The 25,860-nt window shown below is 65.5% G+C and carries 26 protein-coding genes; 13 read left to right on the top strand and 13 right to left on the bottom strand.

The genetic code is table 11. The features are described 5' to 3' along the window. The first annotated feature begins 10 nt into the window (after positions 1 to 10). The 7 genes from ACE3RX_RS01625 to ACE3RX_RS01595 are packed head-to-tail and all read left to right on the top strand — an operon-like array spanning position 11 to position 4,699. Positions 11 to 1,297 (top strand): nitrous oxide reductase family maturation protein NosD, encoded by a 1,287-nt coding sequence (locus ACE3RX_RS01625; RefSeq protein ID WP_374479903.1) that lies wholly within the window; start codon positions 11 to 13, stop codon positions 1,295 to 1,297. Further along, positions 1,278 to 2,189 (top strand): ATP-binding cassette domain-containing protein, encoded by a 912-nt coding sequence (locus tag ACE3RX_RS01620; RefSeq protein WP_374479611.1) that lies wholly within the window; start codon positions 1,278 to 1,280, stop codon positions 2,187 to 2,189. The genes ACE3RX_RS01625 and ACE3RX_RS01620 overlap by 20 nt, the downstream gene beginning before the upstream one ends. A 12-nt stretch (positions 2,190 to 2,201) precedes the next feature. Beyond that, the gene (locus ACE3RX_RS01615; protein WP_374479901.1) at positions 2,202 to 3,017 is read left to right on the top strand and encodes an ABC transporter permease; all 816 of its coding nucleotides are present in this window, start codon (positions 2,202 to 2,204) and stop codon (positions 3,015 to 3,017) included. After that, the gene (locus tag ACE3RX_RS01610; RefSeq protein ID WP_374479609.1) at positions 3,014 to 3,535 is read left to right on the top strand and encodes a nitrous oxide reductase accessory protein NosL; all 522 of its coding nucleotides are present in this window, start codon (positions 3,014 to 3,016) and stop codon (positions 3,533 to 3,535) included. The genes ACE3RX_RS01615 and ACE3RX_RS01610 overlap by 4 nt, the downstream gene beginning before the upstream one ends. A gap of 4 nt (positions 3,536 to 3,539) precedes the next feature. Then, positions 3,540 to 3,812, top strand: a complete 273-nt coding sequence (locus ACE3RX_RS01605) for a hypothetical protein (protein WP_374479607.1) — start codon at positions 3,540 to 3,542, stop codon at positions 3,810 to 3,812. Continuing rightward, positions 3,809 to 4,174, top strand: a complete 366-nt coding sequence (locus tag ACE3RX_RS01600; protein ID WP_374479605.1) for a hypothetical protein — start codon at positions 3,809 to 3,811, stop codon at positions 4,172 to 4,174. Before ACE3RX_RS01605 ends, ACE3RX_RS01600 begins: the two co-directional genes overlap by 4 nt. Before the next feature lie 18 nt (positions 4,175 to 4,192). Beyond that, positions 4,193 to 4,699: a nitrous oxide reductase accessory protein NosL gene (locus ACE3RX_RS01595; protein ID WP_374479603.1), complete on the top strand. Its 507-nt coding sequence runs from the start codon at positions 4,193 to 4,195 to the stop codon at positions 4,697 to 4,699. On the opposite strand, the gene ACE3RX_RS01590 is transcribed toward ACE3RX_RS01595, so the two are convergent. From ACE3RX_RS01590 to smc, 8 genes are all read right to left on the bottom strand, one after another. Continuing rightward, entirely contained in the window at positions 4,696 to 5,502 is an 807-nt protein-coding gene (locus ACE3RX_RS01590) for a hypothetical protein (protein ID WP_374479601.1), read from the bottom strand. The genes ACE3RX_RS01595 and ACE3RX_RS01590 overlap by 4 nt on opposite strands. Before the next feature lie 114 nt (positions 5,503 to 5,616). Continuing rightward, positions 5,617 to 6,762: a hypothetical protein gene (locus tag ACE3RX_RS01585; RefSeq protein WP_374479599.1), complete on the bottom strand. Its 1,146-nt coding sequence runs from the start codon at positions 6,760 to 6,762 to the stop codon at positions 5,617 to 5,619. A gap of 256 nt (positions 6,763 to 7,018) precedes the next feature. Beyond that, positions 7,019 to 7,516 (bottom strand): hypothetical protein, encoded by a 498-nt coding sequence (locus ACE3RX_RS01580; protein WP_374479597.1) that lies wholly within the window; start codon positions 7,514 to 7,516, stop codon positions 7,019 to 7,021. Beyond that, entirely contained in the window at positions 7,513 to 8,319 is an 807-nt protein-coding gene (locus ACE3RX_RS01575) for a peptidoglycan DD-metalloendopeptidase family protein (protein WP_374479595.1), read from the bottom strand. Before ACE3RX_RS01575 ends, ACE3RX_RS01580 begins: the two co-directional genes overlap by 4 nt. A 184-nt stretch (positions 8,320 to 8,503) precedes the next feature. Then, positions 8,504 to 9,379, bottom strand: a complete 876-nt coding sequence (galU, locus tag ACE3RX_RS01570; RefSeq protein WP_374479593.1) for a UTP--glucose-1-phosphate uridylyltransferase GalU — start codon at positions 9,377 to 9,379, stop codon at positions 8,504 to 8,506. A gap of 6 nt (positions 9,380 to 9,385) precedes the next feature. After that, entirely contained in the window at positions 9,386 to 11,482 is a 2,097-nt protein-coding gene (ligA, locus tag ACE3RX_RS01565) for an NAD-dependent DNA ligase LigA (protein WP_374479591.1), read from the bottom strand. Between the two features lie 11 nt (positions 11,483 to 11,493). Continuing rightward, the gene (locus ACE3RX_RS01560) at positions 11,494 to 12,588 is read right to left on the bottom strand and encodes a cell division protein ZipA C-terminal FtsZ-binding domain-containing protein (RefSeq protein ID WP_374479589.1); all 1,095 of its coding nucleotides are present in this window, start codon (positions 12,586 to 12,588) and stop codon (positions 11,494 to 11,496) included. 21 nt (positions 12,589 to 12,609) lie between these two features. Further along, positions 12,610 to 16,134 carry a chromosome segregation protein SMC gene (gene smc / locus ACE3RX_RS01555; protein ID WP_374479587.1) on the bottom strand — a complete coding sequence of 1,175 codons (3,525 nt, stop codon included), beginning with the start codon at positions 16,132 to 16,134 and terminating at the stop codon, positions 12,610 to 12,612. Between the two features lie 209 nt (positions 16,135 to 16,343). Between smc and dapC the strand changes: the two genes are divergently transcribed. The 6 genes from dapC to ACE3RX_RS01525 all read left to right on the top strand — a co-directional run bounded on the left by dapC (position 16,344) and on the right by ACE3RX_RS01525 (position 22,372). Beyond that, complete coding sequence (dapC, locus tag ACE3RX_RS01550; protein ID WP_374479585.1) at positions 16,344 to 17,558, top strand: succinyldiaminopimelate transaminase; 1,215 nt, start codon at positions 16,344 to 16,346, stop codon at positions 17,556 to 17,558. 17 nt (positions 17,559 to 17,575) lie between these two features. Further along, the gene (dapD, locus tag ACE3RX_RS01545) at positions 17,576 to 18,406 is read left to right on the top strand and encodes a 2,3,4,5-tetrahydropyridine-2,6-dicarboxylate N-succinyltransferase (protein WP_374479899.1); all 831 of its coding nucleotides are present in this window, start codon (positions 17,576 to 17,578) and stop codon (positions 18,404 to 18,406) included. A 61-nt stretch (positions 18,407 to 18,467) separates the two neighbouring features. Then, positions 18,468 to 19,649: a PilT/PilU family type 4a pilus ATPase gene (locus ACE3RX_RS01540; protein ID WP_374479583.1), complete on the top strand. Its 1,182-nt coding sequence runs from the start codon at positions 18,468 to 18,470 to the stop codon at positions 19,647 to 19,649. A 9-nt stretch (positions 19,650 to 19,658) separates the two neighbouring features. Beyond that, entirely contained in the window at positions 19,659 to 20,822 is a 1,164-nt protein-coding gene (gene dapE / locus ACE3RX_RS01535) for a succinyl-diaminopimelate desuccinylase (RefSeq protein WP_374479581.1), read from the top strand. Further along, positions 20,819 to 21,784 carry a 50S ribosomal protein L3 N(5)-glutamine methyltransferase gene (gene prmB / locus ACE3RX_RS01530; protein ID WP_374479579.1) on the top strand — a complete coding sequence of 322 codons (966 nt, stop codon included), beginning with the start codon at positions 20,819 to 20,821 and terminating at the stop codon, positions 21,782 to 21,784. Before dapE ends, prmB begins: the two co-directional genes overlap by 4 nt. Positions 21,785 to 21,922: 138 nt before the next feature. Continuing rightward, positions 21,923 to 22,372 (top strand): response regulator, encoded by a 450-nt coding sequence (locus ACE3RX_RS01525; protein ID WP_374479577.1) that lies wholly within the window; start codon positions 21,923 to 21,925, stop codon positions 22,370 to 22,372. 12 nt (positions 22,373 to 22,384) lie between these two features. On the opposite strand, the gene ACE3RX_RS01520 is transcribed toward ACE3RX_RS01525, so the two are convergent. The 5 genes from ACE3RX_RS01520 to hscB are packed head-to-tail and all read right to left on the bottom strand — an operon-like array spanning position 22,385 to position 25,842. After that, complete coding sequence (locus tag ACE3RX_RS01520) at positions 22,385 to 22,888, bottom strand: glutathione peroxidase (RefSeq protein WP_374479575.1); 504 nt, start codon at positions 22,886 to 22,888, stop codon at positions 22,385 to 22,387. Beyond that, the gene (gene iscX, locus ACE3RX_RS01515; protein WP_374479573.1) at positions 22,885 to 23,079 is read right to left on the bottom strand and encodes a Fe-S cluster assembly protein IscX; all 195 of its coding nucleotides are present in this window, start codon (positions 23,077 to 23,079) and stop codon (positions 22,885 to 22,887) included. Before iscX ends, ACE3RX_RS01520 begins: the two co-directional genes overlap by 4 nt. Next, complete coding sequence (gene fdx / locus ACE3RX_RS01510) at positions 23,079 to 23,420, bottom strand: ISC system 2Fe-2S type ferredoxin (protein WP_079433529.1); 342 nt, start codon at positions 23,418 to 23,420, stop codon at positions 23,079 to 23,081. The genes iscX and fdx overlap by 1 nt, the downstream gene beginning before the upstream one ends. Before the next feature lie 23 nt (positions 23,421 to 23,443). Further along, positions 23,444 to 25,312 carry a Fe-S protein assembly chaperone HscA gene (gene hscA / locus ACE3RX_RS01505; RefSeq protein ID WP_374479570.1) on the bottom strand — a complete coding sequence of 623 codons (1,869 nt, stop codon included), beginning with the start codon at positions 25,310 to 25,312 and terminating at the stop codon, positions 23,444 to 23,446. Further along, a complete protein-coding gene (gene hscB, locus ACE3RX_RS01500) occupies positions 25,312 to 25,842 on the bottom strand; it encodes a Fe-S protein assembly co-chaperone HscB (protein WP_374479568.1) in 531 nt (176 codons plus the stop codon). The genes hscA and hscB overlap by 1 nt, the downstream gene beginning before the upstream one ends. Between the last annotated feature and the right edge of the window lie 18 nt (positions 25,843 to 25,860).

Raw genomic sequence — 25,860 nt, 5'->3', positions numbered from 1 at the left:
CTGCCCGTCCATGCTGCTTTCTTGCCTCACCCTTCGTTCCGTCGTGCGAAGCGGCCTTGCCGCCCTGCTGGCCGTACCGGCGCTGGCGGCCCACGCAGCCGACTGGCTGGTGAAGCCGGGCGAATCGATCCAGGCCGCGCTCACGCGCGCCGCAGCCGGTGACACGGTGCATGTGGCCCGCGGCACCTATGCGGAAAACCTGCGCATCGAAAAGCCGGTGAAGCTGATCGGCGACGGCCGCCCGACCCTCGACGGCCAGGGCCACGGCGACACGATCCGCGTGGTGGCCACCGATGTGAACATCGAGGGCTTCATCATTTCCAATTCCGGCGCTGACCTGGGCGCCCAGAATGCCGGCGTGTATATGCAGCCCGGCGCCGACCGGGCGCGGGTGGCCCATTGCGATTTCAGCTACACGTTGTTCGGACTGTGGATCGAGAAGGCCCGTGACGTACGGGTGGAATACAACATCATCACCGGCAAGCGGGATCTGGATTCAGCCCAGCGCGGCAACGGCATCCAGCTCTACAACAGCGCCGGTGCGCAAATCATCGGCAACCAGATCAGCTTCGTGCGTGATGCGATCTACGTGGACATCACCAACCACGCGGTCTTCCGTGGCAACAAGATGCACCACAGCCGCTACGGCACCCACTACATGAACTCCCACTACAACGTGTGGGAAGACAACGAGAGCTACCTCAACCGCGGCGGCCTGGCGCTGATGGAGGTGCGCAACCTCACCGTGCGCAATAACAAGGCCTGGGGCAATTCGGACCACGGCATCATGCTGCGGACGATTCAGGACTCCGTCGTGGAGAACAACGTGGTGGCCGGCAACGCGCGCGGCTTCTTCATCTACGACGCGGAGTACAACACCCTGCGCAACAACCTGGTGGTGGATAACCAGGTGGGCGTGCACCTTTGGGCAGGCTCGGTGCGCAACACGGTGGAGGGCAACGACTTCATCTCCAACCGGGAGCAGATCAAGTACGTGGCCACCAAGGACGAGCCCTGGGGTGGCAAGGTGGGCAACCACTGGAGCAACTACGTGGGCTGGGACCGCAACGGCGATGGCCACGGCGACGTGCCCTACGAGGCCAACGACATGGTGGACCGCCTGTCGTGGCGCCATCCGATGGTCAAGCTGCTGCTCGCCAGCCCGGCCATTCAGACCCTACGCCTGATCGCCCAGCAGTTTCCGCTGCTGCGCGCCCCCAGCATCGTGGACAAGAACCCACGCATGCGCCCCGAACATACCGACTGGAGAAACTGGCTTGGCAAGCACTATCGTTGAAGCCCGCGGCGTCACCAAGGACTTCGGCTCCATTCAGGCGGTGAAGGGTGTCGACCTTTCCATCGCCGCCGGCGAGCTGTTCGGCCTGATCGGCCACAACGGCGCCGGCAAGAGCACGCTGTTCAAGATGATGCTCGGGCTGATCCCCGTGACCCGCGGCGAGATCCGCCTGGACGGGGAATCTGTGACCGGGCCACGCTTTCGGGACACACGCCGCAAGATCGGCTACCTGCCGGAAAACGTCGTCCTCTACGACAACCTGACCGGCATTGAAACCCTGTATTTCTTTGCGGATCTGAAGGCCGTGCCGCGCGGGCAATGCGCGGCGCTGCTGGAGAAGGTGGGCCTCGCCCACGCCGCCGGCCGGCGCGTGCGGGAATACTCCAAGGGCATGCGCCAGCGCCTCGGCTTTGCTCAGGCCCTGCTCGGCAAGCCACGCCTGCTGTTCCTCGACGAGCCGACCACCGGCCTCGATCCGGCGGCGATCCGCGACTTCTACCGCATCCTGCGGGAGCTGCGCGACGAGGGGGTGACGATGGTGCTCACCTCCCACATCCTCGCCGAGATCCAGGAGCGCGTGGATCGGCTGGCGATCATGGAAGGCGGCACGATCCGCGCGACCGGCACGGTGCAATCCTTGCGCGAGGCGATGAACCTGCCGCTGACGCTGGAGATCGCCGGCGGCGCCGGCCTGCGCGAGCAGGTGGCGCGGGTGCTCGAAGGCCTCGCCATCGAAGGCATCGATGATTCTGGCCACAGCCTGCACATCCGCCTGCCCCGCGAAGCCAAGATGCCCGCCCTCGCCCGCCTCGCCACCCTTGGCGAAACGCTGCGCGACCTCCACGTGCGCGAGCCGTCCCTCGAGGACGTGTTCTTCGGCTACCGGACCTGAACCATGTTCTCCATCGACTTCAGACAGATCGGCATTGTCGCCGGCAAGGAATTCTGGGACCGCATCCGCAACCGCTGGGTGCTGGCCGTGGCCGTGGTGTTTACCGTGTTCGCGCTGGTCATCGCCTATTTCGGCGCAGCCCAGCAGGGCACGGTGGGCTTCCACTCCATCGACGTGACCATCGCCTCGCTGGTCAGCCTGGTGATCTACCTGATCCCGCTGATCGCCTTGATCCTCGGTTTCGACGCCATCGTCGGCGAGCGGGAACGGGGCTCGCTGGACCTGCTGCTGACACTGCCGATCACCCGCAAGGAGCTGATCCTCGGCAAATACGCTGGGCTGGCCGGCGCGCTGGCCTTCTCCACCATCGCCGGCTTCGGCGCGGTAGGGGTGATCCTGTCGCCGCAGCTGGACCTCAACGCGCTGTTCCACTACGCCGGCTTCATGGCCTCGGCGATCCTGCTCGGCTTCGCCTTCCTGAGCCTGGCGGTGATGCTGTCGGTGTTCGCCAGCGACCGCACGCGGGCCTCGGGCATGGCCATCGGCACCTGGTTCTTCTTTGTGCTGGTGTTCGACCTGCTGATCCTCGGCGCGCTGGTGGTGACCGCCGGCGACTACGGCGGCACGGTCTTCCCCTACCTGCTGCTGCTCAACCCGGCGGACGTCTTCCGCGTGCTCAATGTGTTCAGCCTGGACGAGGTGCGCACGCTGTACGGCCTCGCCACCGTGTTCCCCGAAGCCCTGAGCCATCCGGCCACCCTGGGCGGCGTGATGCTGGCGTGGATCGCCGGCCCGCTGATGGTGGCCATCTGGAGATTCGAACGATGAAACGCTCTTTCCTTCCCCGCCTGGCCGCACTTCTGTTGGCAGCCGGCATGCTGACGGCCTGCGGCAAGACGATGGACAGTAGCGTCGCCCCGACGGAGCTTGGCAAGGACACCTACTGTGCCCTCGACGGCATGCTGCTCGGCGACTATCCCGGCCCCAAGGCCCAGATCCACTACGCCGGGCAGCCGGAGCCGGAGTTCTTCTGCGACACGATGGAGATGTTCTCTATCTACCTGAAGCCGGAACAGGCCCGCAAGGTGGCGGCGATCTACGTGCAGGATCTGGACAAGACGAGCTGGGAAGACCCGAAGGGCGCGTGGATCGACGCGAAGGCGGCGTTCTACGTGGTGGGCTCGAAGAAGCGCGCCGCGATGGGCCCGACCCTGCCCTCTTTCGGCACCCGCGAGGGCGCGCAGAAGTTCGCCGCCGCAGAGGGCGGCAAGGTACTGGCATTCTCCGAAGTCACCCCCGACATGGCCCGCCTGGACGGCGGCGCGCTGCACGATCAAAGGATGTAAGCCGATGGACAATTTCTACGACAAGGTTCCCGCCGAGAGAGCACTGGAGATCCAGCGCGTGTCGCGTCTGATGTACGAGGTGCGTGCCGCCCGCGACGACATGCTGGCCCGCCTCGGCGCAGCCGACGCCGAACAGGCGCTGGCCTGCATCGTCGACGGCCAACTGCCTGAGCATCCCGGTTACGAACACTACCTGTCAGTGCGCATCCTCAACGGGCTGCACAACCAGGTGCGCGCCGAGCTGGCCGCCCTCGTCAAGGAGGCTCAGGAACAATGAACCTCCATCTGGAACTGGCTGCCCGCGTGGAAGAGGACTTCGGCGCCCATCTGGAATCGCCGCCGGAGATCAAGCTGGATGCGCTGATCCTGCGCCTGGACAACGGTGTGGTGATGGAGGCGCGCATCGCAGCCCCCGACGCCTATGCCATCGCCTGGGCCTGGGGCGACGCGGAGCTGCGCATCGACACCGCGCCGGTGCACAAGGATCTGGCCACCTGGCCCAACCACCTGCACGCTGCCGACGGCAATCTTCAGCATGATCCACTGACGATTTGCGGCGCGACCCCGTGGGACAATCTGCGCGCGGTGCTGGATGCGGTGCTCGCCGATCCGTTGCTCGAACGCCGCCCGGCCGCCTAAGCCTTCAGGAGCTGATACATGCTTTCTCGTCTGTCCCCTGCCCGCCTGGCGGCGCCGCTGCTGGCGTTGGCCCTGTCGGTGCCAGCCTTTGCGGTCGATCTAGCCGCCCAGTCGATCCCGCGCGCGGCGCGCTGCCCGGTGTGCGGCATGTATCCGGCGCGCACGCCCCAGTGGGCGGCGCAGATCGTCTTCAACGACCAGAGTGCCAGCCATTTCGATTCGCCGGTGGATCTGTTCCGCTTCCTCAACAACATGGTGTTGTTCGACAAGCAGCACAAGCCGGCCGACATCGGCGCGATCTACGTGGCGGATTACGAGCGCAAGACGCCGACGGATGCGAAGAAAGCCTTCTTCGTGCTCGGCTCCAAGGCCACCGGCCCGATGAACGATCCCAACCTGCCGGCTTTCGCCACCCGCGAAGCCGCCGACACCTTCGCCAAAGCCCAAGGCGGCAAGGTACTGGCCTTTGGCGAAGTGACGCGGGACGTGATCAAGAGCCTGAACGGCGGCGGCCACCAGCACTAGGGTGTATTTGCGGGAGGGCAGACAAAAGCACTCAAGTACCAAGGCGTATCCTGGCCGGAGAGGCTGACCACAAAGGCGGCGGGCGCGACGATACCGTCGCCCAAGGCCTTGAGCTTCACCGACAGGGCTTCTTCTCCCGCGTTGTAGCGGATCACGTAGCCGGAGTGCTGGTAACCCGGTCGGCTGTTGATCGAATCCGGCAACAGGCGAACCCGAAGCCGTCCCTTTGCCCCCTCGGCGGCAAGCTGGCTCTTGATGCGCTCAGCCTGTGCCCTTGCCGAGTCTCCCGAGCGCTCACACCAGAAGATGTCGAAATCGATGTCCTCCCAACTGGACGACTTCTTGACGAGCGCAGCACGAGGCGCGTTTTGCTCCGCCTTGAAACGGCTCTCCTGGGCCAGGGTGGCTTCGGCTTCCTTCTTGATCTCGGGCGTAGATGAGGTACTTAAGACGGCCAACAGCTCTGTGCGCAGGGGATCATCCAGCATCGAAGTGACCAGGGCCTTCGATACCATTTGCCGTTTTACATCCCCGCTTTCCAAGGACTTCACCACCGCCTCATAGATCAGGATCTGCTTCTTCTCCAGGCTCTCCCGGTTGATGCGGGTTTCTTCCTGGTCCTTGCGGACCGACTCCCGCTCCTTGATCCCCTTTTCCGCCGCATTGAACTGCCACGCCGAATACCCCGCGGCAATTGACAGAATCACTCCGACAACGATTTGAGCCTTTTCTAAAAAGGACTTTCCCTCCACAGTCTTACCCTCCTGAGTCATCGCTTCCCTTGAATGCTGCAGATGCTCCAACGAGAGTCAGCCCCGAGGACATCAAATCCTGTTGGCGTTTTCTCCACGGCCGGGCAGCACGAGTCCAATAGCATTGATTCTCTAAACCCATAACAGCGCAGCTTGCCAAGCGGCTTACAGCAGGTATTGCTCGATGCGGCTCACCGGCGCGTTGCGCAGCAGGTAGAGCTGGGGATTGACGCGCTCCGCCGACTTGCCGTTGAGGGTGACCGGCACCGGCTCTCGATCAAGGATGCACAGGCGGCGGCTGACGCAGTCGGCGCGCCACGGGGGCAGCGCGGTCTTGCCGCGCTCTTCCACCGCGATGCGGGTGAGCTGGAACTGGTCGGCGGGCTTTTCTTTTTCCACCCGGGCGCGGATGGCGTCGCGGGCCTTGTCCAGACTGCCCTGCTGCACGCACAGGTCGTACAGCGCCGCCAGGCAGCGCACATTGTCGATGCGGATCGGGTTGAGGCCGTGCAGCCACGACAGCGCGGCGATGAGCTTGCGGCCGTACACGTCATAGGCGTATTGCAGGGTCTCGGTGTAGAAGGCCGGCACGCGGCCCACCGCCTGCAGCGCGGCTTTCCAGGCGGGATCGAAATCGGTCTTGCGTCCACCGCGGGACAGGGCATCGGCCCAGGCCACCTGCTTGGCCAGGCTGGGCAGCTTGAGCATGGCCTGCCACTCGGGCCACAGCGCACCGAAAGAGGCCTTGAGCGCCGCCTCGTCGCGCACCGCGAAGCGCTTGAAGAGTTCCTGCAGCGTGCCGGTCTTGAGATTGACCTGCAGCGGCCCGAAGGACAGGCCGGCGCCGTCGAAATTGCCGGTGACTTGCTGGAAGGGATCGCCGCTGGTCTCGAAGGCGGCGGTGACGCGCAGCGCGTTGGCGATGGCGAGTTCGGGGCGCACCGCCGGCAGCGCGGCGGGATCGGGCATTTCCAGGTAGATCAGCGTACCGGCCTGCTCGACGCGCTGGAAATGCCCTTCCTGCGCGAGGCGGGAGGCGGACTTGAACAGCACTTCGGGCTTGGCGCAGCTCACCCACACGAAACGTCCATCCAGCCCCTGCCCCATGCCGTCTACCGGCAGCACCGAGGCGATTTTCAGCGGCATGCCAATGGCGTCGCGCAGGACCTGCACGGAGCCGACCAGCTCCCGATGGATATGCACACGGCCGTCCGGCCGGGCGTACTCGCGCAGCTGGAAACTCGGCGTCACGCTGCCCGTTGCCGGGCCGCCCACCAGGAAATCGTTCTCGTACTTGAATCGTGTCGCCATCTCGCCTCGTCCCCCGTCCCGTTGGAGCCGGCGCTTCAGGCCGGTGTCATCCCAACGTAGACGAAGGGCATCGAAGTGCCAAGAAATCTGCACATCGTGTGGCGATGGCGGGGGGTGGCCGGGCGAATGAATTCGCCCCCAAGGGATAGGGCCGCACTGCCGGGGCAGGGTCATCCATCCCGCCCCACGTTGTGGGCGCGAATTCACTCACCCCCGCTCAGCTTTTGTGGGGGCGAATTCATTCGCCCAGGCCGCGCTAAGGCGTGTCGTCCGAATGCACCACGCGGAAGCGGCGCCCGTCCCAGTAAAGCAGCATGTCGATGCCGGCTTCGCTGCCGAGCAGGATGCCGTCGCCCCGCCAGCGCGGCGCGACGGCTTTCCAGGACTCACCCTGCGGTGCATCGTGGGGCAGGACCTGCAGCGGCGCGGGGCTGTCCTGCCAGATGGGCGTGGAGAAGAAGCGCCGGTTCTGGATCAGCGTGCAGACATCGCGGCGGTCTATCACCAGCATGAAGGCGACGCCGGCATTGCGGCGCAGACGCGAATTCCAGGGATCCCAGGCCAGCGCGGGGAGCGCGGCGCGGGACTGGCGGCGCACCCACAGGCGATCGGCGACGCCATCGCCGTCGAAATCCCCCGTCAGGACGTGCGTACCGGCTGGAGGGCCCACTTGGCAGGGGGTGGCGGCGTGGGCCGGGACAGTGATCGTCAGCCAGGCGGCCAGGCCGCCGTAAAGCAGGGTTCGAAGAGTCATGCCTTGGGCAGGTTCTGCTTCCACTTGTCAAGATAAGGGGTCGGGTCGATCAGGTCGGCCCGGCGCAGGAAGGGGACACCATCCGCACGCCGTGCGGACACATCCTCGGCCACCGTCAGTCGGCCATCCGCTTTGCCCGAGTACATTTCCAGGTGCAGCATGGCGCTCGGCACGCTGACGCCGACCAGGCGCCCGACCTTGGCGATGAACTGCCCGGCGATCACCCGGTCGCCCTTGCGCAGTGGGGAGCCGGGCTGGATCTCGCCGTAGCGGATCAGGAAATCGCCATGATCGATCTCCAGCGCGTCGGTTTCCGCGTAGAACGCATAGGGATCACGGACCACCACCCCGGCGCGAACCGCATGGATCGAGGTGCCAATGGGGGCATAGAGGTCGCAGCCGGCATGGGCACGGGCCCCACTGCTGCGGTTCGACCCATAGGCGCGCGGCGCCTGGGTCCAGTCCATCTTGGGCAGGGTCGCCAGTGGGAAGGACTCTTCACTCGCCACGCCTGCGCCGTCGACTCCGCCGGCCGCCATCAGCAAGTGCTGCCAGTCCTGGCTCTGCACGGCGATCAGGCCAGTGGGTGCGAGGCCGGAAAGAAGCTGGAAAGCCTTGATCGCCGCGACAGTTGCGGAATCCTTCGGGGGCCGCGCGATCCCGCCGTCGATGCCCTGCGGGTCCAGCGCCGACTTGCCGAGCCGCCGGGCAGCCCCGGCCAGCAGGGTCTGGACGGTGATCACATCGGCCTTGAGGTTGTGGGCACCCCGCTCCCAGGCACCCACTGACGCACTGATATCCATATCCGTGTCTCCTTGAGGGCCCGTACATAGCTGGCGCGCCATCGCCACGGCCCGAGTATCAAGCATAGTCGGCCACCCGGCACAGTCACCCTCGGCACGTCGCCGGACTTACCGTGGGCGACCGGGCGCCTTACCCTTGGACAGGCGGGAGACGGAAAACGCTCCCCCGCCCGGATCAGCTGGATCAGGCGTGTCGTGATGCCAGGAAGGCGGCGAACTCGGCGCCCACTTCCGGGTGGCGCAGACCGAGTTCGACGGTTGCCTGCAGATAGCCCAGCTTGGAACCGCAATCGTAGCGGACGCCCTTGAACTGGTAGGCCAGCACCGCCTCTTCCTGCAACAGGGAGGCGATCGCATCGGTCAGCTGCAGTTCGCCGCCGGCGCCCGGCTTGAGCTGGCGCAGGTGCTCGAAGATACGGCCGGTCAGGATGTAGCGGCCGATCACCGCCTGAGTGGACGGCGCCTCCTCGGGCTTCGGCTTCTCGACGATGCCGGTGACCCGCTGCAGCTCGCCGCTATCCCTCTCGGTACTGACGATGCCGTATTGGCGGGTCTGCTCCTGGGGCACGTTCATCACCCCCAGCACGGAGCAGCGGTGGTAATTGTAGACGTCGGTCATCTGCTTGAGCACCGGGGTCTGGCCCAGGGAGTCGAGCAGGTCGTCGGCGAGCAGCACCGCGAAGGGATCCTCCCCCACCACCGGCGCGGCGCACAGCACCGCGTGCCCGAGGCCCAGCGCCTCGGCCTGGCGGATGTAGATGCAATTGACGTGAGACGGCACGGTATCCCGCACGATCTTCAGCAACTCGGTCTTGCCGCGTGCTTCGAGCTCGGTCTCCAGCTCGTAGGCTTTGTCGAAATGATCCTCGATAGCGCGCTTGGAGCGACCGGTGATGAACACCAGGTCGGTCACGCCGGCCGCCACGGCCTCCTCGACCGCGTACTGGATCAACGGCTTGTCCACGATCGGCATCATTTCCTTTGGGCTGGCCTTGGTGGCCGGCAGGAAGCGGCTCCCCAGACCGGCGACAGGAAATACCGCCTTCGTCACTTTCTTCATCGTCCCTTATTCCCCGAATAATTGGCCCTGGCCGCCCGGCTGTTCCGGTTCGACCGATGCAAGCAAGGCACGCAGCGCGTCCTCGTCCAGGATTATGACACTGAGTTGTTGCGCCTTTTCGAGCTTGCTGCCCGCGTCGGCCCCGGCCACCACATAGCTGGTCTTCTTGGATACGGAACTGCTGACCTTGCCACCGACCGCCTCGATCATCGCCGCAGCCTCGTCGCGCCGCAGGCTCGGCAGCGTGCCGGTCAGTACGAAAGTCTTGCCGGCCAGGCCACCTTCGGTCGGACGACTGGGCGCTGGCGCGCTCTCCGGCCAGCGCATCTCCCGGCGCAGCGCCGCAATGACGTCGCGGTTGTGCGCTTCGGCAAAGAACTCGGCGATGCAGCGCGCCACCACCGGCCCAACGTCCGGCACCGCCAGCAGCGCTGCCTCGTCGGCGGCCAGCAGGGCCTCGATCCCGCCGAAATGGCGGGCCAGATCCTTGGCGGTGGTCTCGCCAACATTGCGGATGCCCAGCGCGAAGATGAAGCGCGCCAGCGTGGTCTCCCGGCTGGCATCGATGGCCTGCACCAGGTTGGCGGCGGACTTCTCACCCATCCGTTCCAGCCCGGCCAGCACCTCGGCGTTCACCCGGCTGGCGTCGTAGAGATCAGCCGGCGTCTTGACGATGCCGGCCTCGACCAGCTGATTGACGATCTGCTCGCCGAGCCCATCGATATCCACCGCCCGGCGGCCCGCGAAATGCAGCAGCGCCTGCTTGCACTGGGCGGGGCAGAACAGGCCGCCGGTACACCGCGCCACCGCCTCGTCCTCGCCGCGCACCACGTGGGAGCCACACTCCGGGCAGGTCGGATAGGACTTCAGCAGGTCGAAGCGCTCTAGCTCGCCCTCGCGCCTCTCGATGATCGGGCCGACGACTTCCGGGATCACGTCGCCGGCGCGGCGCACGATGACCCAGTCGCCGAGGCGCACATCCTTGCGGTCGATCTCACCCTGGTTGTGCAGCGTGGCGTTGGTGACCGTCACCCCGCCGACGAACACCGGCTCCAGCCGCGCCACCGGCGTCAGCGCGCCGGTCCGCCCCACCTGTACATCGATGCCGATGAGGCGCGTCGCCACTTCCTGGGCCGGGTACTTGTGGGCCACGGCCCAGCGCGGCTCGCGGGACACGAAGCCCAGCTCCAGCTGGCGGGCGATGCTGTCCACCTTGTAGACCACGCCGTCGATGTCGAAGGGCAGGCGCTCGCGCTGCGCCGCCATCTCGGTGTGAAAACGGGCCAGCGCTTCCGGCCCTTCGGCGCGGGTGCGATGTTCGCAGACCGGCAGGCCGAGGGCCGCCAGCGCATCGAGCACGCCGCTATGGGTATCCGGCTGGGTCCAGCCCTGCACATCGCCGAGGCCATACGCAAAAAAGGACAGCGGCCGCTGGGCCGTGATACTCGGGTCGAGCTGACGCAGGCTGCCTGCCGCCGCGTTGCGCGGATTGACGAAAACCTTCTGCCCGGCGGCCTCCTGGCGGGCATTGAGGCGGTCGAAATCGTCTCGGCGCATGTAGATCTCGCCGCGGACCTCCAGCACTGGCGGAGCTTCACCTTTGAGACGCAGCGGAATCTGGCGGACGGTGCGCACGTTGCGCGTCACGTCCTCACCGGTGCTGCCATCACCGCGCGTCGCTGCCTGGACCAGCACACCGTCCTCATAGCGCAGGCTGATCGCCAGCCCATCGAACTTGAGCTCCGCCGCATAGACGACCGGTGGCGCCAGTTCGTCCAGGCCCAGCGCCCGGCGCACGCGATGGTCGAAATTGACGGCGCCCTGATCGGTGGTGTCCGTCTCGGTGCGGATCGACAGCATCGGCACCACGTGGGCCACCGATGCCAGCTCGGATGACGGCTGGCCGCCGACGCGCTGGGTCGGCGAGTCCGGCGTCAGCAGCTCCGGGTGGGCCGTTTCGAGGTCCTGCAGCTCGCGGAACAGGCGGTCGTACTCGGCGTCCGGCACGGTCGGCGCATCGAGCACGTAATAGGCGTATTCATGGCGCTCCAGCTCGGCGCGCAGCGCTGCCGCCCGGGCACGGGTTTCCTGACTGACGGTCATCCCTGCCCCGCTCAGGAAAAGAGGCGCTGCGCCAGCGGCGAGCCCGGTGCAATGTCGCACTCGGCCATCTGCCCCTGGAACTGTTCGATCTGAGCCCGGATCAGGCCGACGGCCTTCTCACCGAAGGGGTTGCGGTTGTCGTCCACGACCGCCCCGTTGAGCGCCTCGGCCAGCTGCTGGGCAAAGCCCATCATGCGCTCGAAGACCCGCACGCCATCGGCAACCCGCGGCACGTCCAGGGTCAACGTCACGCCCTGGGTGCTCAGGCCACGCATTTCCTCGGCCGCAAACAGCACCGGCTCCAGGTTGCCGAGCACGAACTGACTGTTGCCAAGCTCGTCACGGGCATGGAAACAACCGTCGCCGAGCAATTCGAGGCCGGCAGCTTCCGCCAGGCCACGCAGCTTGGTTCCGGCAAAAGGCTGGGAGCGGGCGACCACATTGACGCCGATCTGGATGTCTACCCCAGCACAGAAGCGGTCCAGCTCGACCGCTCGCGCCACCGCCTCGTTGCGGGCTGGCAAGGACGGGATGGCCATGAAGAGGTCGCACATGTGTTGCAGGCTGTCGGACAGGTGCGCCAGATCGCCCTCGCCGGCCGGGCCGCGGCGGTCTACCAACTGCAATGCCGCGCAGACCCAGTGGTAGGTCCCGGCGCTATGGGCATTCACCGGCTCCCAGCGGTTGGCTGCGTCGGAAAACCCGAACCAGCGCACCGGCTTGGCGATGTCACCGCACTGCTGCGTCGCCGCCTGCCACAGGCGGGCCGCCACCAGCGGCTCGATGGACTCGATGCGGATCACCCAGTCGGCCCGCTCATCCACCTCGGGCGGCAGCAGCGGCGGCACCCGGCGGGCGCTGGCATCCTTGACGGACTGGGCGCTTGGTACGGCGGTACGCGCCTGCTCGGCGCTGATCACCGGCTCGACCCGCTCGGCGCCCGCGCCTGTCGGCAACTCGCTGAGCACGGGCTCCTGTACGGTGGGGTTGGCCTGCTCGATCTGCTTGCGGTGCTTGCGTTCCTGCCACTTGTTGAACGCGAAGATACCGATCACCACGGCGCCACCGGCGCCTACCAGACCCATCTGCAATTCACTGATTGCCATCGATTTCCCTTGTATTTCGGATTACGCCGCAGCCGTTTCGGCCAGGCGCAGCGCTTCCTCGATATCCACTTCCACCACCCGCGACACACCTTGCTCCTGCATCGTGACACCCACCAGCTGTTGCGCGATTTCCATCGTGATCTTGCTGTGGCTGATGAACACGAACTGGGTCTGCGACGACATGCGCTTGACCATCTGGCAGTAACGCTCGGTATTCGAATCGTCGAGTGGCGCGTCGACCTCATCCAGCATACAGAACGGCGCCGGATTGAGCTGGAACATGGAAAACACCAGCGCAATCGCCGTCAAGGCCTTTTCGCCGCCCGAAAGCAGCTGGATGGAACTGTTCTTCTTGCCCGGCGGCTGGGCGACGATCGTGATCCCCGCATCTAGGATCTCGTCACCGGTCAGCACCAGGCGGGCCTCCCCCCCACCAAAGAGCATGGGGAACAGGCTGCCGAAATGGCGATTGACCGTATTGTACGTCTCCTGAAGCTGCTCCCGTGTTTCCCGGTCGATACGGCGGATCGCATCTTCCAGGGTTTCGATGGCGCCGAGCAGGTCTTCGGTCTGCACGTCGAGATAATTCTTGCGCTCCGCCGCGGCTTTCAGCTCGTCCAGGGCCGCCAGGTTGACCGGCCCCAGCTCGGTGATTTCGCGGCCGAGACGGGCCACTTCCCGTTGCAGCGCACCTTCTTTCAGATCTGGCACCAACAACGGTAGCAAGGCCGCTTCATCGGCCTGCGCCTCCTCAAGGCGCGCGCCGTGCTGGGCTTCGGCCATCTCCGCCGCCTGCACCCGCAGACGCAGGTCGGCGACGCGTTCGCGCTGGGGTGCCGCCCCATGCTCGGTGCGCTGGCGCTCCTCCTCCAGCGCACGCAGGCGTCCATTTGCGTCCTCGAGGATGTTCCGACTCTCTGCCAGCGCGGATTCCCGCGCCGAACGTAGGGCCACGGCTTCCTGCAGGGCCGCAGCCACCGAAACCTCGTCGATCTCCATCAGCGTCTCGCGCCGCTCCGCCAGTTCGTCGGCGATGCGTTCGAGCTGCTCGGCGGCCAGCGCCCGGTTGCGGGCGATGTCCTCGAGCTTGCTGGCGCATTCGCGCTCGGAATGGCGCGCTTCCTGCAGCTCCCGCGACAGCGCCTGCTCCAGGGCGCGGGTTTCGCGCAAAGCTCTTTCCCGCTCCTGCCGCACGGCTTCCGCCGCATCCAGACGGCCCCGCTGCAGCTCGGCCATTTCCCGGCTGCGCTCCAGCTCGGTCTCGGCGCGCATCAGGCGGTCCCGCTCGGCCTGCTCGCCGTGGGCGATCTCACCGAGATCGCGGTCGATCTGGCCGCAGCGTTCCTCATAGCGCAGGCGCGCCTGGTTGAGCTTGAGCACCTCCACCTGCTCGGCATGGACGCGAGCCTGCAGCGCCTGCGCCTCGCGCCGCAGCTGGGTCAGGGTGTCCTGCAAGCGGGTGGCCTGCTCCTCCGCCTCCGCCACGCCGGCGTGGGCCAGGGACGCCTCCTCCTGGGCCGCATCGACTTCCGCCGCCAACTGGTCGATTTCCCGCTGGCGTTCGATCACGCCATGGGTGCGAGAATCGGGTGCGTAGTGACTGAGGACGCAGGCATCCAACTGGTGCCCTTCCCGGGTCAGCAGCCGCCGGCCTTGCAGTTCCGCGCGACGGTCCAGCCACGGCCCGAGATCGTCCACGACAAAGACCTGCGCGAGCCAGCTGGCGAGCAGGGGCGACAAATCGTCGTCAGCCTGCACGAGGGACAGCAGCGGGCGAGTCCCGTCCAGCATCTCGAGCGACGTGGCGGTCTGCGGGGCCGAATCAGCCAGCAGAAAGGCGACGGCGCCTGGCACGCGATCGGCCAACGCCGCCAGCGCGGCACGGCCATCGGACGCCGGAAGGGCAGCCAGGCGCTCACGCAATACTGCCTCCAACGCCAACTCCCAGCCGGCTTCGACGCGGATGCGCTGCCACAAGGGCTTCAGCGCCTCCAGACCATTGCGCTTCAGCCAGTCACCCAGTTGCCCCTGGGCCTGGACCTTGTTCTGCAACTGGACCAGGGCTTCGCGCCGCGCCCGCAACTCGGTCGCCCGACGCTGGGCCTGGCGCTCCGCCTCCAATGCCTGCTTGAGGGCCTGCTGGGTAGCCGGCAGGCTGGCCTGCAGATCGGCGATCTCACCCTGGTGGCGGGCCAGGGTGTCCTCGGCCTCCTCCAGCGCCGCCTCTCTTTCGGCCACGGCACGCAGATCCGGCGCCTGCACGGAGGCCTGCTCCTGCTGCAGGCGCGCCCGACGCTGGGTCAGCGTTTCAAGGGTCCGTTCGCTGCTGACCCGATGCGCTTCTTCGACGCGGATCTGCTGTTCCGCCTGGTTGAGTTCGCGCCGTACCGCGGATGCTGTGGTGTCGGCGGTGCGCTGGGCCTCTTCAGCCTCTGGCAGGCGCTCCTCAACTTCCGCATGCCGCGCCTCGGCCTGTTCGGCCCGCAGGCTGGCGTTCTCGAGCAGGCTCTGCCAGCGCTCGGCGTCAGCGCCCAGGTTTTCCTGCTGGCTCCGCCATTGGGCGTCGTCCCGCTCCAGCTGGGCCAGACGGCTTTCCAACAGGCGCCGGCTGTCACGCAAGCGCGCCAATTCGCCTTCGAGGCGGGTCAGCTCGGAGCTCACCGCGAACAACGCGCTTTGCGCCAATTGCACGCCTTCATTGGCCGACATCTGGCTGTCCCGTGCAGCTTCGAGCTGGGCTTCCAGCTCCTGCAGGCGGGTCGAATCGGCCTCGATGCGGCGGGTGGCGTCGGCCAGCTCCTCGGCCAGGCGCGCCCGTTCGGCGCGCGCCTCGTTACGCTTGAGTAACCACAACAGGTTCTGGCGCTCAGACAGGCTGGTGTTCAGCCGGTGGTATTTCTCGGCCACCGCGGCCTGGGCCTCCAGGCGGCCGAGCTGCTGCCCGAGCTCGTTGCGGATGTCGTCCAGGCGCGCCAGATTGTCCCGTGCGTCGGCCAGACGGCCTTCGGTCTCCTTTCGACGCTCCCGGTACTTGGTAACGCCGGCGGCTTCCTCGAGAAAGCCGCGCACCTCTTCCGGGCGGGCCTCGATGATGCGCGAGATCATCCCCTGCTCGATGATCGCGTAGGCCCGCGGCCCCAGGCCGGTGCCCAGGAACAGGTCGATCACATCCTTGCGGCGAACCTGCACACCGTTGATGAAATAGGTGGACTCGCCGCTGCGGTCGAGGACCCGCTTCACCGCCACTTCGGCATAGGGCTTCCACTGGCCGGCGGCGCGCCCCTCGGCGTTATCGAAGACCAGCTCCACGCTGGCCCGCGACACCGGCTTGCGGGTCGTTGAGCCGTTGAAGATGACGTCCTGCATCGACCCGCCGCGCAGCGCCGAGGCGCGCGACTCGCCGAGCACCCAGCGCACCGCGTCGATGATGTTCGACTTGCCGCAACCGTTCGGCCCGACGACGCCCACCAGGTTGCCCGGGGTGAGCACGGTCGTCGGGTCGACGAAGGTCTTGAAGCCGGCAAGCTTGAGTTTGGCGAGGCGCACGGGATTCCAGAAAACAAGGGACAGGAGGCGGGAGCGCCGTTGATGCTGCAGTGCCGCATTAACGGCCGCCGCTATAATACCACCGGCCCAAAACGAGGCCACAGGGCTGACCACCCTGCCCCGAGCCGCTGCGACAGCGGCCAAGCCGGGCCCCGCGCCGGCGCCATAGAATGCCCGTCGAGGGCCAAAACACAGGACATCCGCCGAAAGTGAATCCGCATCTCCAGGAACTCCACCCCTATCCCTTCGAAAAGCTGCGCACCCTGTTCGAAGGCATCGTGCCGCCAGCGGAGTACGCGCCGATCCGCCTGTCCATCGGCGAACCCCAGCACGCCACACCGGCTTTCATCCGCGAAACACTGATCGACAATCTCGGCGGCCTTGCCAACTACCCCACCACCCAGGGTTCCGAACAGCTGCGCCAGTCCATCGCCGGCTGGCTGGAGCGCCGCTATGGCCTGCCTTCCGTGAATGCCGGCACCCAGGTGCTGCCGGTCAACGGCTCCCGCGAGGCGCTGTTCGCCTTCGCGCAGTGCGTCGTGGACGGCTCCAAGCCCGGTGCGCTGGTGGTCTGCCCGAATCCGTTCTACCAGATCTACGAAGGCGCGGCCTACCTCGCCGGTGCCCAGCCCTACTTCATCAACAACCTGCCCGACGACAACTTCGGGTCGAACTTCGACGCCATCCCCGAAGCGGACTGGCAGCGGGTCCAGCTCGTCTACGTGTGCTCGCCCGGCAACCCGACCGGCCGCGTGCTGTCGCTGGAAGAATGGAAGCGCCTGTTCGAGCTGTCCGACCGCTACAACTTCGTGATCGCCGCCGACGAGTGCTACTCGGAGATCTATTTCGACGACGACAATCTGCCGATCGGCGGCCTGGAGGCCGCGCACCGCCTCGGCCGCAGCGACTTCCGCAACGTGGTGATGTTCTCCAGCCTGTCCAAGCGCTCCAATGTGCCGGGCATGCGCTCCGGTTTCGTGGCCGGCGATGCGGCCATCCTCAAGCGCTTCCTGCTCTACCGCACCTACCACGGCTGTGCGATGAGCCCGTCCGTGCAGGCGGCCTCCGCAGCGGCTTGGAACGATGAGGCCCACGTGGCAGAAAACCGCCGCCAGTACCGCGAGAAGTTCGACCACATCACCCCGCTGATCGCCGCCCACCTGGACGTCGAACGCCCCGACGCCGGCTTCTACCTGTGGTCGCGGGTGGACAAGCTGGGCCTCAGCGATACCGAATTCGCCCGCCGCCTGCAGGCCGAATATAATGTAACGGTTCTGCCCGGCAGCTATCTGGCGCGCGAAGCCCACGGCGTCAATCCCGGCGCAGGGTTTGTCCGTATCGCGCTGGTGGCCGAACTGGCAGAGTGTATCGAGGCGGCCACCCGAGTCGCCACTTTCGCCCAACGACTTTCGAACAATTCATGACTGCATCCATTCACATCATGCCCAATCACGAAAACCCCTTCGCCACCCTCATCGAAGAGCTGTGGGAGCGCCGCGCCGACCTGTCCGCTGCCAGCGCCACCAAGGAGCAGATCGAGGTCATCGAGCATGTGATCGAAGAGCTGGACCAGGGCAAGCTGCGCGTCGCCGAAAAGATCAACGGCGAGTGGGTCACCCACCAGTGGATCAAGAAGGCCGTGCTGCTGTACTTCCGCACCCATGACAACAAGGTCATGCAGGGCGGCGACACCCGCTACTTCGACAAGGTGCCGACCAAGTTCGACAACTACGACGCCCACGACTTCGCCGCTGGTGGCTTCCGCGTCGTGCCGAATGCCGTTGCGCGCAAGGGCAGCTTCATCGGCAAGGGCGTCGTGCTGATGCCCTCCTACGTGAACATCGGCGCCTACGTCGGCGAAGGCACCATGGTCGACACCTGGGCCACCGTCGGCTCCTGTGCCCAGATCGGCAAGAACGTGCACCTGTCCGGCGGCGTCGGCATTGGTGGCGTGCTCGAGCCCCTGCAGGCCAACCCGACCATCATCGGCGACAACTGCTTCATCGGCGCGCGCTCCGAAGTCGTCGAGGGCGTCATCGTGGAAGACAACTGCGTCATCTCCATGGGCGTGTACATCGGCCAGAGCACCAAGATCTACGACCGCGCCACCGGTGAAGTCCACTACGGCCGCATCCCCGCGGGCTCCGTGGTGGTCAGCGGCAACCTGCCCTCCGCCGACGGCAAGTACAGCCTGTACTGCGCGGTGATCGTCAAGAAGGTGGACGCCCAGACCCGCGCCAAGACCAGCATCAACGAACTGCTGCGCGACTGACCTCCTCCCCCCTTCACGGGCCGCCCTCGCTGGGCGGCCCTGTTCATTTCCGGGCCGCCCGATGATCATCGACAAGCTCTTCGCCCTGATGGCCGAGAAGAAGGCCTCGGACATCTTCATCACAGTCGGCACCCCGATCCATATCAAGATCGACGGCAACACGCTGCCGATCAACCAGCAGTCGATGGATCCGACGATGATCCACCGCATGGCCTACGAAATGATGTCGCCCGAGCAGATCGAGCGCTTCGAGAAGTACAAGGAGATGAACCTCTCCTTCGGCCGGCGGGACATGGGTAACTTCCGGATCAACATCTTCTGGCAGCGCAACAGCATCGCGATCGTCGTCCGCTACATCCTCGGCGACATTCCGCGCCTCGACAGCCTGGGCCTGCCGCCGGTGCTGTCCGAAGTCATCATGGAAAAGCGCGGCCTCGTGCTGGTGGTGGGCGCCACCGGCTCTGGCAAGTCCACGACCATCGCGTCGATGATCGACTACCGCAACGAGAACCGCTCAGGTCACATCCTGACCATCGAAGACCCGATCGAATACCTGTTCAAGCACAAGATGTCGCTGGTCAACCAGCGCGAGATCGGCAGCGATACGCTGGACTGGCAGAACGCGCTGCGCAGCGCGATGCGCCAGGCCCCCGACTGCATCCTGATCGGCGAGATCCGCGACAGGGAAACCATGCAGGCTGCCCTCGCCTATGCCCAGACCGGCCACCTGTGCCTGGCTACGCTGCATGCCAACAACGCCTACCACGCGCTGAACCGCATCTTCAGCTTCTTCCCGCTGGATGCCCGCACGCTGCTGTCCCTCGATCTTGCCGCGACGCTGCGCTGCATCGTCTCCCAGCGCCTCGTCAAACGCCCCGACGGCGGGCGCATTCCGGCGGTGGAGATCCTGCTGCACTCCCGCCAGGTAGCCGAACTCATCGAGCGCGGCGAGATCTCGGCGATCCGCGAAGCCATGGAGCAGAGCCTGGCCCAGGGTTCCCGCACCTTCGAGCAGGACCTCTTCCGCCTCTACAAGGAAAAGTACATCACCCTCGAAGAGGCCCTGGCCAACTCCGACTCGCCCACCAACCTGTCGTGGCTGATCAACAATGCGCAGATCGGCCCTACCGGCACCAGCGACAAGAACAAGAGCAAGCCCCCCTCATCCATCGATTTCGAGCGGACCGAGCCTGATGGCTCCTCCTTCCGTGAGTTCACCCTCGAGCTCAACAACGACGACTAAGAACAAGACATGAACGCCCCCCAGACCACGGACCAGCCGACCCTGGCCCTGACCCGCGAACTCATCGCCCGCCCCTCCGTCACCCCGCAGGATTCTGGCTGCCTCGAACTCATCGCGGCCCGCCTCGCCCCGCTCGGCTTCGTCTGCGAACGCATAGACGGCGGTGGCGTCAGCAACCTGTGGGCCCGGCGCGGCACGCAGAGCCCGCTGGTGGTCTTTGCCGGCCACACCGACGTCGTTCCCACCGGTCCGCTGGCCGACTGGCACTCCGACCCTTTCGTGCCGACCGAACGCGACGGCTTCCTGTACGGACGCGGCGCCGCCGACATGAAGTCGTCCCTGGCCGCCTTCGTGACCGCCATCGAAGCCTTCGTTGCCGCTCATCCCGAGCACGCCGGCTCGATCGCCCTGCTGCTGACCTCCGACGAGGAAGGCGATGCCACCCATGGCACCACGCTGGTCGTTGAGACCCTCCGGGCCCGTGGCGAGAAACTCGATTTCTGCATCGTTGGTGAACCGACTTCCGTCGACACCATTGGTGACACCATCAAGAACGGCCGCCGCGGCAGCCTGTCAGGCAAGCTGACCGTCAAGGGCGTGCAGGGCCACATCGCCTACCCGCACCTGGCGAAGAACCCCATCCACCTGGCCGCCCCGGCGCTGGCCGAGCTGGCCTCCGTCACCTGGGACGAAGGCAACGAGTACTTCCCGCCCACGTCCTGGCAGATGTCCAACATCAAGGCCGGCACCGGTGCCACCAACGTGATTCCCGGCACGCTGGAAGTCCTGTTCAACTTCCGCTTCGCCACCGTGCATACCGCCGACGACCTGAAGTCCAAGGTCCATGCCATCCTCGACCGTCATGGTCTCGACTACGACCTCACCTGGACCCTCGGCGGCAAGCCCTTCCTGACGCCACGCGGCAGCTTGGTAACAGCCCTGTCCGGCGCGATCCGCGACACCGTGGGACTGGAAACCGAACTGTCCACCACCGGCGGCACCTCGGACGGCCGCTTCATCGCCGACATCTGCCCGCAGGTCGTCGAATTCGGCCCGGTGAACGCCACCATCCACAAACTCAACGAGTGCATCGCGGTGGACGCCATCGAGCCCCTCTCCGCGATTTACCGCCGTACCCTCGAAAACCTGCTGACAGCATCGGAACCGGCATGACCCACCACGACGAACACGACCAAGCGCATGATCACGATCACGATCACGAGGACGAGCATGAACACGAGCATGGCCCGCTGGCCGAGCTCGTCACCGTGCGCGACTGGATTCGTTACGGCGTCACCCGCTTCAACCGCGCCGGCTGCTTCTATGGCCACGGCCTGCAGGACGCCTATGACGAAGCCGTCTACCTGATCCTGCACACCCTCGCGCTGCCTCTCGACCGCCTCGACCCTTTCCTCGACGCCTGCATCCCGAGCGACGAGCGGGTGGAGATCTTTGACGTCATCGAGAAGCGCGCGGCCGAGCGCCTGCCCGCCGCCTACATCACCGGGGAAGCCTGGCTCGGCGATTACCGCTTCAAGGTGGATCCGCGGGTCATCATCCCGCGCTCCTATTTCGCCGAATTGCTGCACGACGGCTTCAGCCCGTGGATCACCAACCCGGAAGCTGTCACCTCGGCAATCGACATGTGCACCGGCTCTGGCTGCCTGGCCATCCTGATGGCTCATGCTTTCCCCAACGCCGAGATCGTCGCCGTGGACATTTCCCAGGACGCTCTCGATGTCGCCGCCGAGAACATCGCCGCCTATGGCCTGGAAGACCGCATCAAGCTGGTGCTCTCCGATGGCTTCGCCGCAGTTCCCGAGCAGAAGTTCGACTTCATCCTCAGCAACCCGCCCTACGTCACCCAGGAAGCCATGGACGCACTGCCGGCGGAATACCTGCACGAGCCCGGCCTGGCCCTCGGCTCCGGCGAGGATGGCCTCGACCTGGTGCGCAAGCTGCTTGCCGACGCCCCCCGCTTCCTTAAGGCGGATGGACTGCTGGCGATCGAAGTCGGCCACAACCGCCACATCGTCGACGAGGCCTTCCCAGAGCTCGCCCCGACCTGGGTGTCGGCCCCGAGCGGTGACGACAAGATTTTCATCCTCGATGCCGACCAATTAGCCAAAAAGTGATTTGCAGCGAGAAATCGGTCAAGCTCTTCCTGGTCCTGCCGTACTTATGATCATGTGCGGGGTTGAGCTCTTTTGAGTTCAGCCCCTACCGACTGAAAACAAGCACAAGAAACATAAAGGCAGGATCAAGGAGTTCGTATGGCGACCGATCGCCCGATTCTTCTCGTCGAGGACAATCCCGACGACGAAGCCCTGACGCTGAGGGCATTCAGCAAGAACAAGATCAGCAACCAGGTGGTGGTCGCCAGAGACGGGGTCGAAGCGCTGGATTACCTCTTCTGCACAGGACAGCACGCCGGGCGTGACCCGCTGCTGATGCCGGCCTTCGTACTGCTGGATCTCAAGCTGCCGCGCATCGACGGCCTGGAAGTACTGCGCCGTATCCGGGCAGACGAACGCACAGCCCTGTTGCCGGTGGTCGTGCTGACCACTTCGAAGGAGCACCAGGATATTTCCGAAGCCTACCGGCTCGGCGCCAACAGCTACATCCGCAAGCCCGTGGACTTCGAGCGCTTCCTGCAAGCAGTCGGGCAGCTGGGTTTGTACTGGCTTTCGCTGAACGAGCCGTCGGAGCCGACAACCCACTAGGGACCGGAGGCGCTAGCCGAGCAGCGCTTCGATGTCCTTTTCAAGCGCCGCCGGCGCAGTCGTCGGCGCGTAGCGCCTGAAGGGTATGCCTTGGCGGTCTATCAGAAACTTGGTGAAATTCCACTTGATTGGCTCGGTGCCGAGCACGCCGGGCAACGCAGTGGTCAGGAAACGGAACAGGGGATGGGCATTGGCGCCATTGACATCCACTTTCTCGCTCAAGAGAAAGCTCACGCCGTAGTTGCGCTCGCAGAATTGTGCGATGTCCTCAGCGTTGCCAGGCTCCTGTCCACCAAACTGGTTGCACGGAAAACCGATCACCACCAGCCCCCGTCCGGCATGAATTTCGTGCAGTTGCTGCAGGCCCGCGTACTGGGGCGTGAAGCCGCAGCGGCTGGCTGTATTGACCACCAGCATCACCTTGCCGGCATAGTCTGCAAGGGAAACCGGCGCCGCCGTTCCAAGACTCCGGAACTCGAAGCCGTGAATGGTGGCCGGCGCCGAGGCGGCAGTCACTCGCACTCCTCGATCCACGCCTGCTGAATCGCCTCAAGCACGCGCTCGCCGCAGTGCTTCGGGTCGTCATTGAACTCGGGCAAGGCGATGACCCAGCGCATCAGGTCGACGAAATTGATCCGGGTCGGATCGGTGTCGGGATGCGTGTCTGAAAGCTGGATCGCGATTTCCTGTACGTCGGTCCACTTCATCAGTGCTTGCCCTCCCGCGCCATGTTGATGGAGTACTTGGGAATTTCAACCGTCAGCGGAGTTTCGCCGACGATGGCTTGGCAGGACAGGCGGGACGTGGGCTCCAGGCCCCAGGCCTTGTCCAGCAAGTCTTCTTCCAGTTCTTCAGCCGGCTCCAGGCTGTTGAAACCGTCGCGTACGACCACATGACAGGTCGTACAGGCGCAGGATTTCTCGCAGGCATGCTCGATCTCGATACCGTTGGCGAGCAAGCTGTCACAGATGCTCTGGCCGGGCTCGGCCTCGATGACTGCCCCTTCCGGGCAGAGTTCCACATGGGGCAGCACAATCAATGTCGTCATAATTCTTGTCCGTCCGGATTCGGTCAGATCCGGATCTCGTCGATCTTATGGCCCGCCAGCGCGCCACGGATGCTCTTGTCCATGCGGCGCGAAGCGAACTCGTTGGAAGCGCGGTTGAAGACCTCAAGCTGAATCTTGATGGCGCGCGCGTCCTGGCCCTCCGCCGCGCTGCGCAGGGCTGCAATGGCAGCATCAAGCTCCGTGCGCTCAGCCTCGTTGAGCAATTCGCCGTCAGCCTGCAGCGCCTTCTCAGTGGCCTCGATCACGCGCTCGGCCTCGACCTGCTGCTCCTTCAGCGCACGCACTTCCATGTCGTTCTGGGCGTGTTCGAAACCGGCCTTCAGCATCTCGGCGATCTCCTCGTCGGCGAGGCCGTAGGACGGCTTCACCTCGACGCGCGCTTCGACGCCGGTGGTCTGCTCCCGCGCGGAAACAGACAGCAGGCCGTCGGCGTCTACCTGGAAGGTCACGCGGATACGTGCGGCGCCGGCCACCATCGGCGGGATGCCGCGCAGCTCGAAGCGCGCCAGCGAGCGGCAGTCGGACACCAGCTCGCGCTCGCCCTGCACCACATGGAAGGCCATCGCGCTCTGGCCATCCTTGAAGGTGGTGAAGTCCTGCGCACGGGCCGTGGGAATCGTCGAATTGCGCGGGATGATCTTCTCGACCAGACCGCCCATCGTCTCGATACCGAGGGACAGAGGGATCACGTCGAGCAGCAGCCATTCATCTTCGGTCGCCCGGTTTCCAGCCAGCACATTGGCCTGCATGGCGGCACCGACGGCGACGACGGTATCCGGATCGAGGTTGGTGAGCGGGGTCTGGCCGAAGAGTTCGCCGACCGCCTGCTGTACGTGGGGCATGCGCGTTGCGCCGCCCACCATCACCACGCCCTTCACATCCTCCGGCGACAGGTTGGCGTCACGCAGGGCCTTCTTGACCGGCTTGAGGGTCTTGCTGACCAAATTGGCAGTGATTTCGGCGAAGACCTGGCGTTCGATGACCAGGTCGACTTCGTCACCGTTTTCCAGCGCTGTGCGGATCGGCACCGACTCGTCGAGGGTCAGGCGTTCCTTCACCTCCCGTGCCTTCATCAACAGGCGGCGGGAATCCCGGTCGGACGGCAGCGAGATGCCGGCGTTGTCGAGGATCCAGCAGAACAGGCGGTGGTCGAAGTCGTCACCGCCCAGGGCTGCGTCGCCGCTGGTCGCCACCACTTCGAAGACGCCACGCGACAGGCGCAGGATGGAAATATCGAAAGTGCCACCACCGAGGTCGTAGACCGCGTAGATGCCTTCGGACGCGTTCTCGAGGCCGTAGGCGATCGCTGCTGCTGTCGGCTCGTTGAGCAGGCGCAGCACGTTCAAGCCGGCCAACCGCGCCGCATCCTTGGTCGCCTGGCGCTGGGCGTCGTCGAAATACGCTGGCACGGTAATCACCGCACCGGTCAAATCACCAGCGAGACTGCGCTCGGCGCGCTCGCGCAGGTTCTTCAGGATTTCGGCGGAGACCTCGACCGGGCTCTTCACGCCCTGGACAGTGCGCAGCCGCACCATGCCCTCGGCGTCCACGAAGTCATAGGGCATCGTCTCCACATGGGCGACGTCCTTCAGGCCACGGCCCATGAAACGCTTCACGGACACGATGGTGTTGCGCGGGTCGATCGCCTGGGCGGCCTGGGCCGAGCGGCCGATGTCCACCTGGCCGTCTGGCAGGTAACGCACGACAGACGGCAGCAGCATCTTGCCGTTCTCGTCCTGCAGGCATTGGGGCACGCCATTGCGCACGGTGGCCACCAGCGAATTGGTCGTGCCCAGGTCGATACCCACCGCCAGCCGATGCTGATGAGGGGCCGTGGACATGCCCGGTTCGGAAATTTGCAGCAGAGCCATCAGGATTCCAGCGCCGTCAAGGCGTCATTGATTTCGTGTTGCAGCTTCTCGAGGAACTTGAGGCGGCGCACCGTATCGGCCGCAGCCTCCAGATCGCCGGCGGTATCGAACTCCGCTTGCAGTTGTTCGACAAGCCCTTTCGTGTCGCGCCGGATACGCCGGGCGAGATCGTCCAGCACATCCTCGTCGGCCGCCTCGCGGGCTTCTTCCAGCGCCTCGCGCCATTCCATCTGCTCCATCAGGAACTCGGCGGACATGGCAGTATTGGTCTCGAAGGCCGGATCGACGCCCTTCAACTCAAGCAGATACTGGCCACGGGCGAGCGGGCTCTTGAGGGTCCGGAAGGCCTCGTTGGCCCGCGTCGCCCATTGCATCGACAGACGCTTTTCAGCGTCTGACAGATGGGCGAAACGATCCGGATGCACCTTACCCTGCATCTCGAGGTAGGCCTGTTCGAGACGATCCAGGTCCACGGCAAAGCGCGGCTCAAGGCCGAACAGCTCGAAGAAATCCTGCTTCATGTCGAGCATGTCAGCCCTCCCCCGCGC

Source organism: Zoogloea sp. (assembly GCF_041914405.1).
Lineage (GTDB): Bacteria > Pseudomonadota > Gammaproteobacteria > Burkholderiales > Rhodocyclaceae > Zoogloea.
This window is presented reverse-complemented; position numbering and strand designations above follow the sequence as displayed.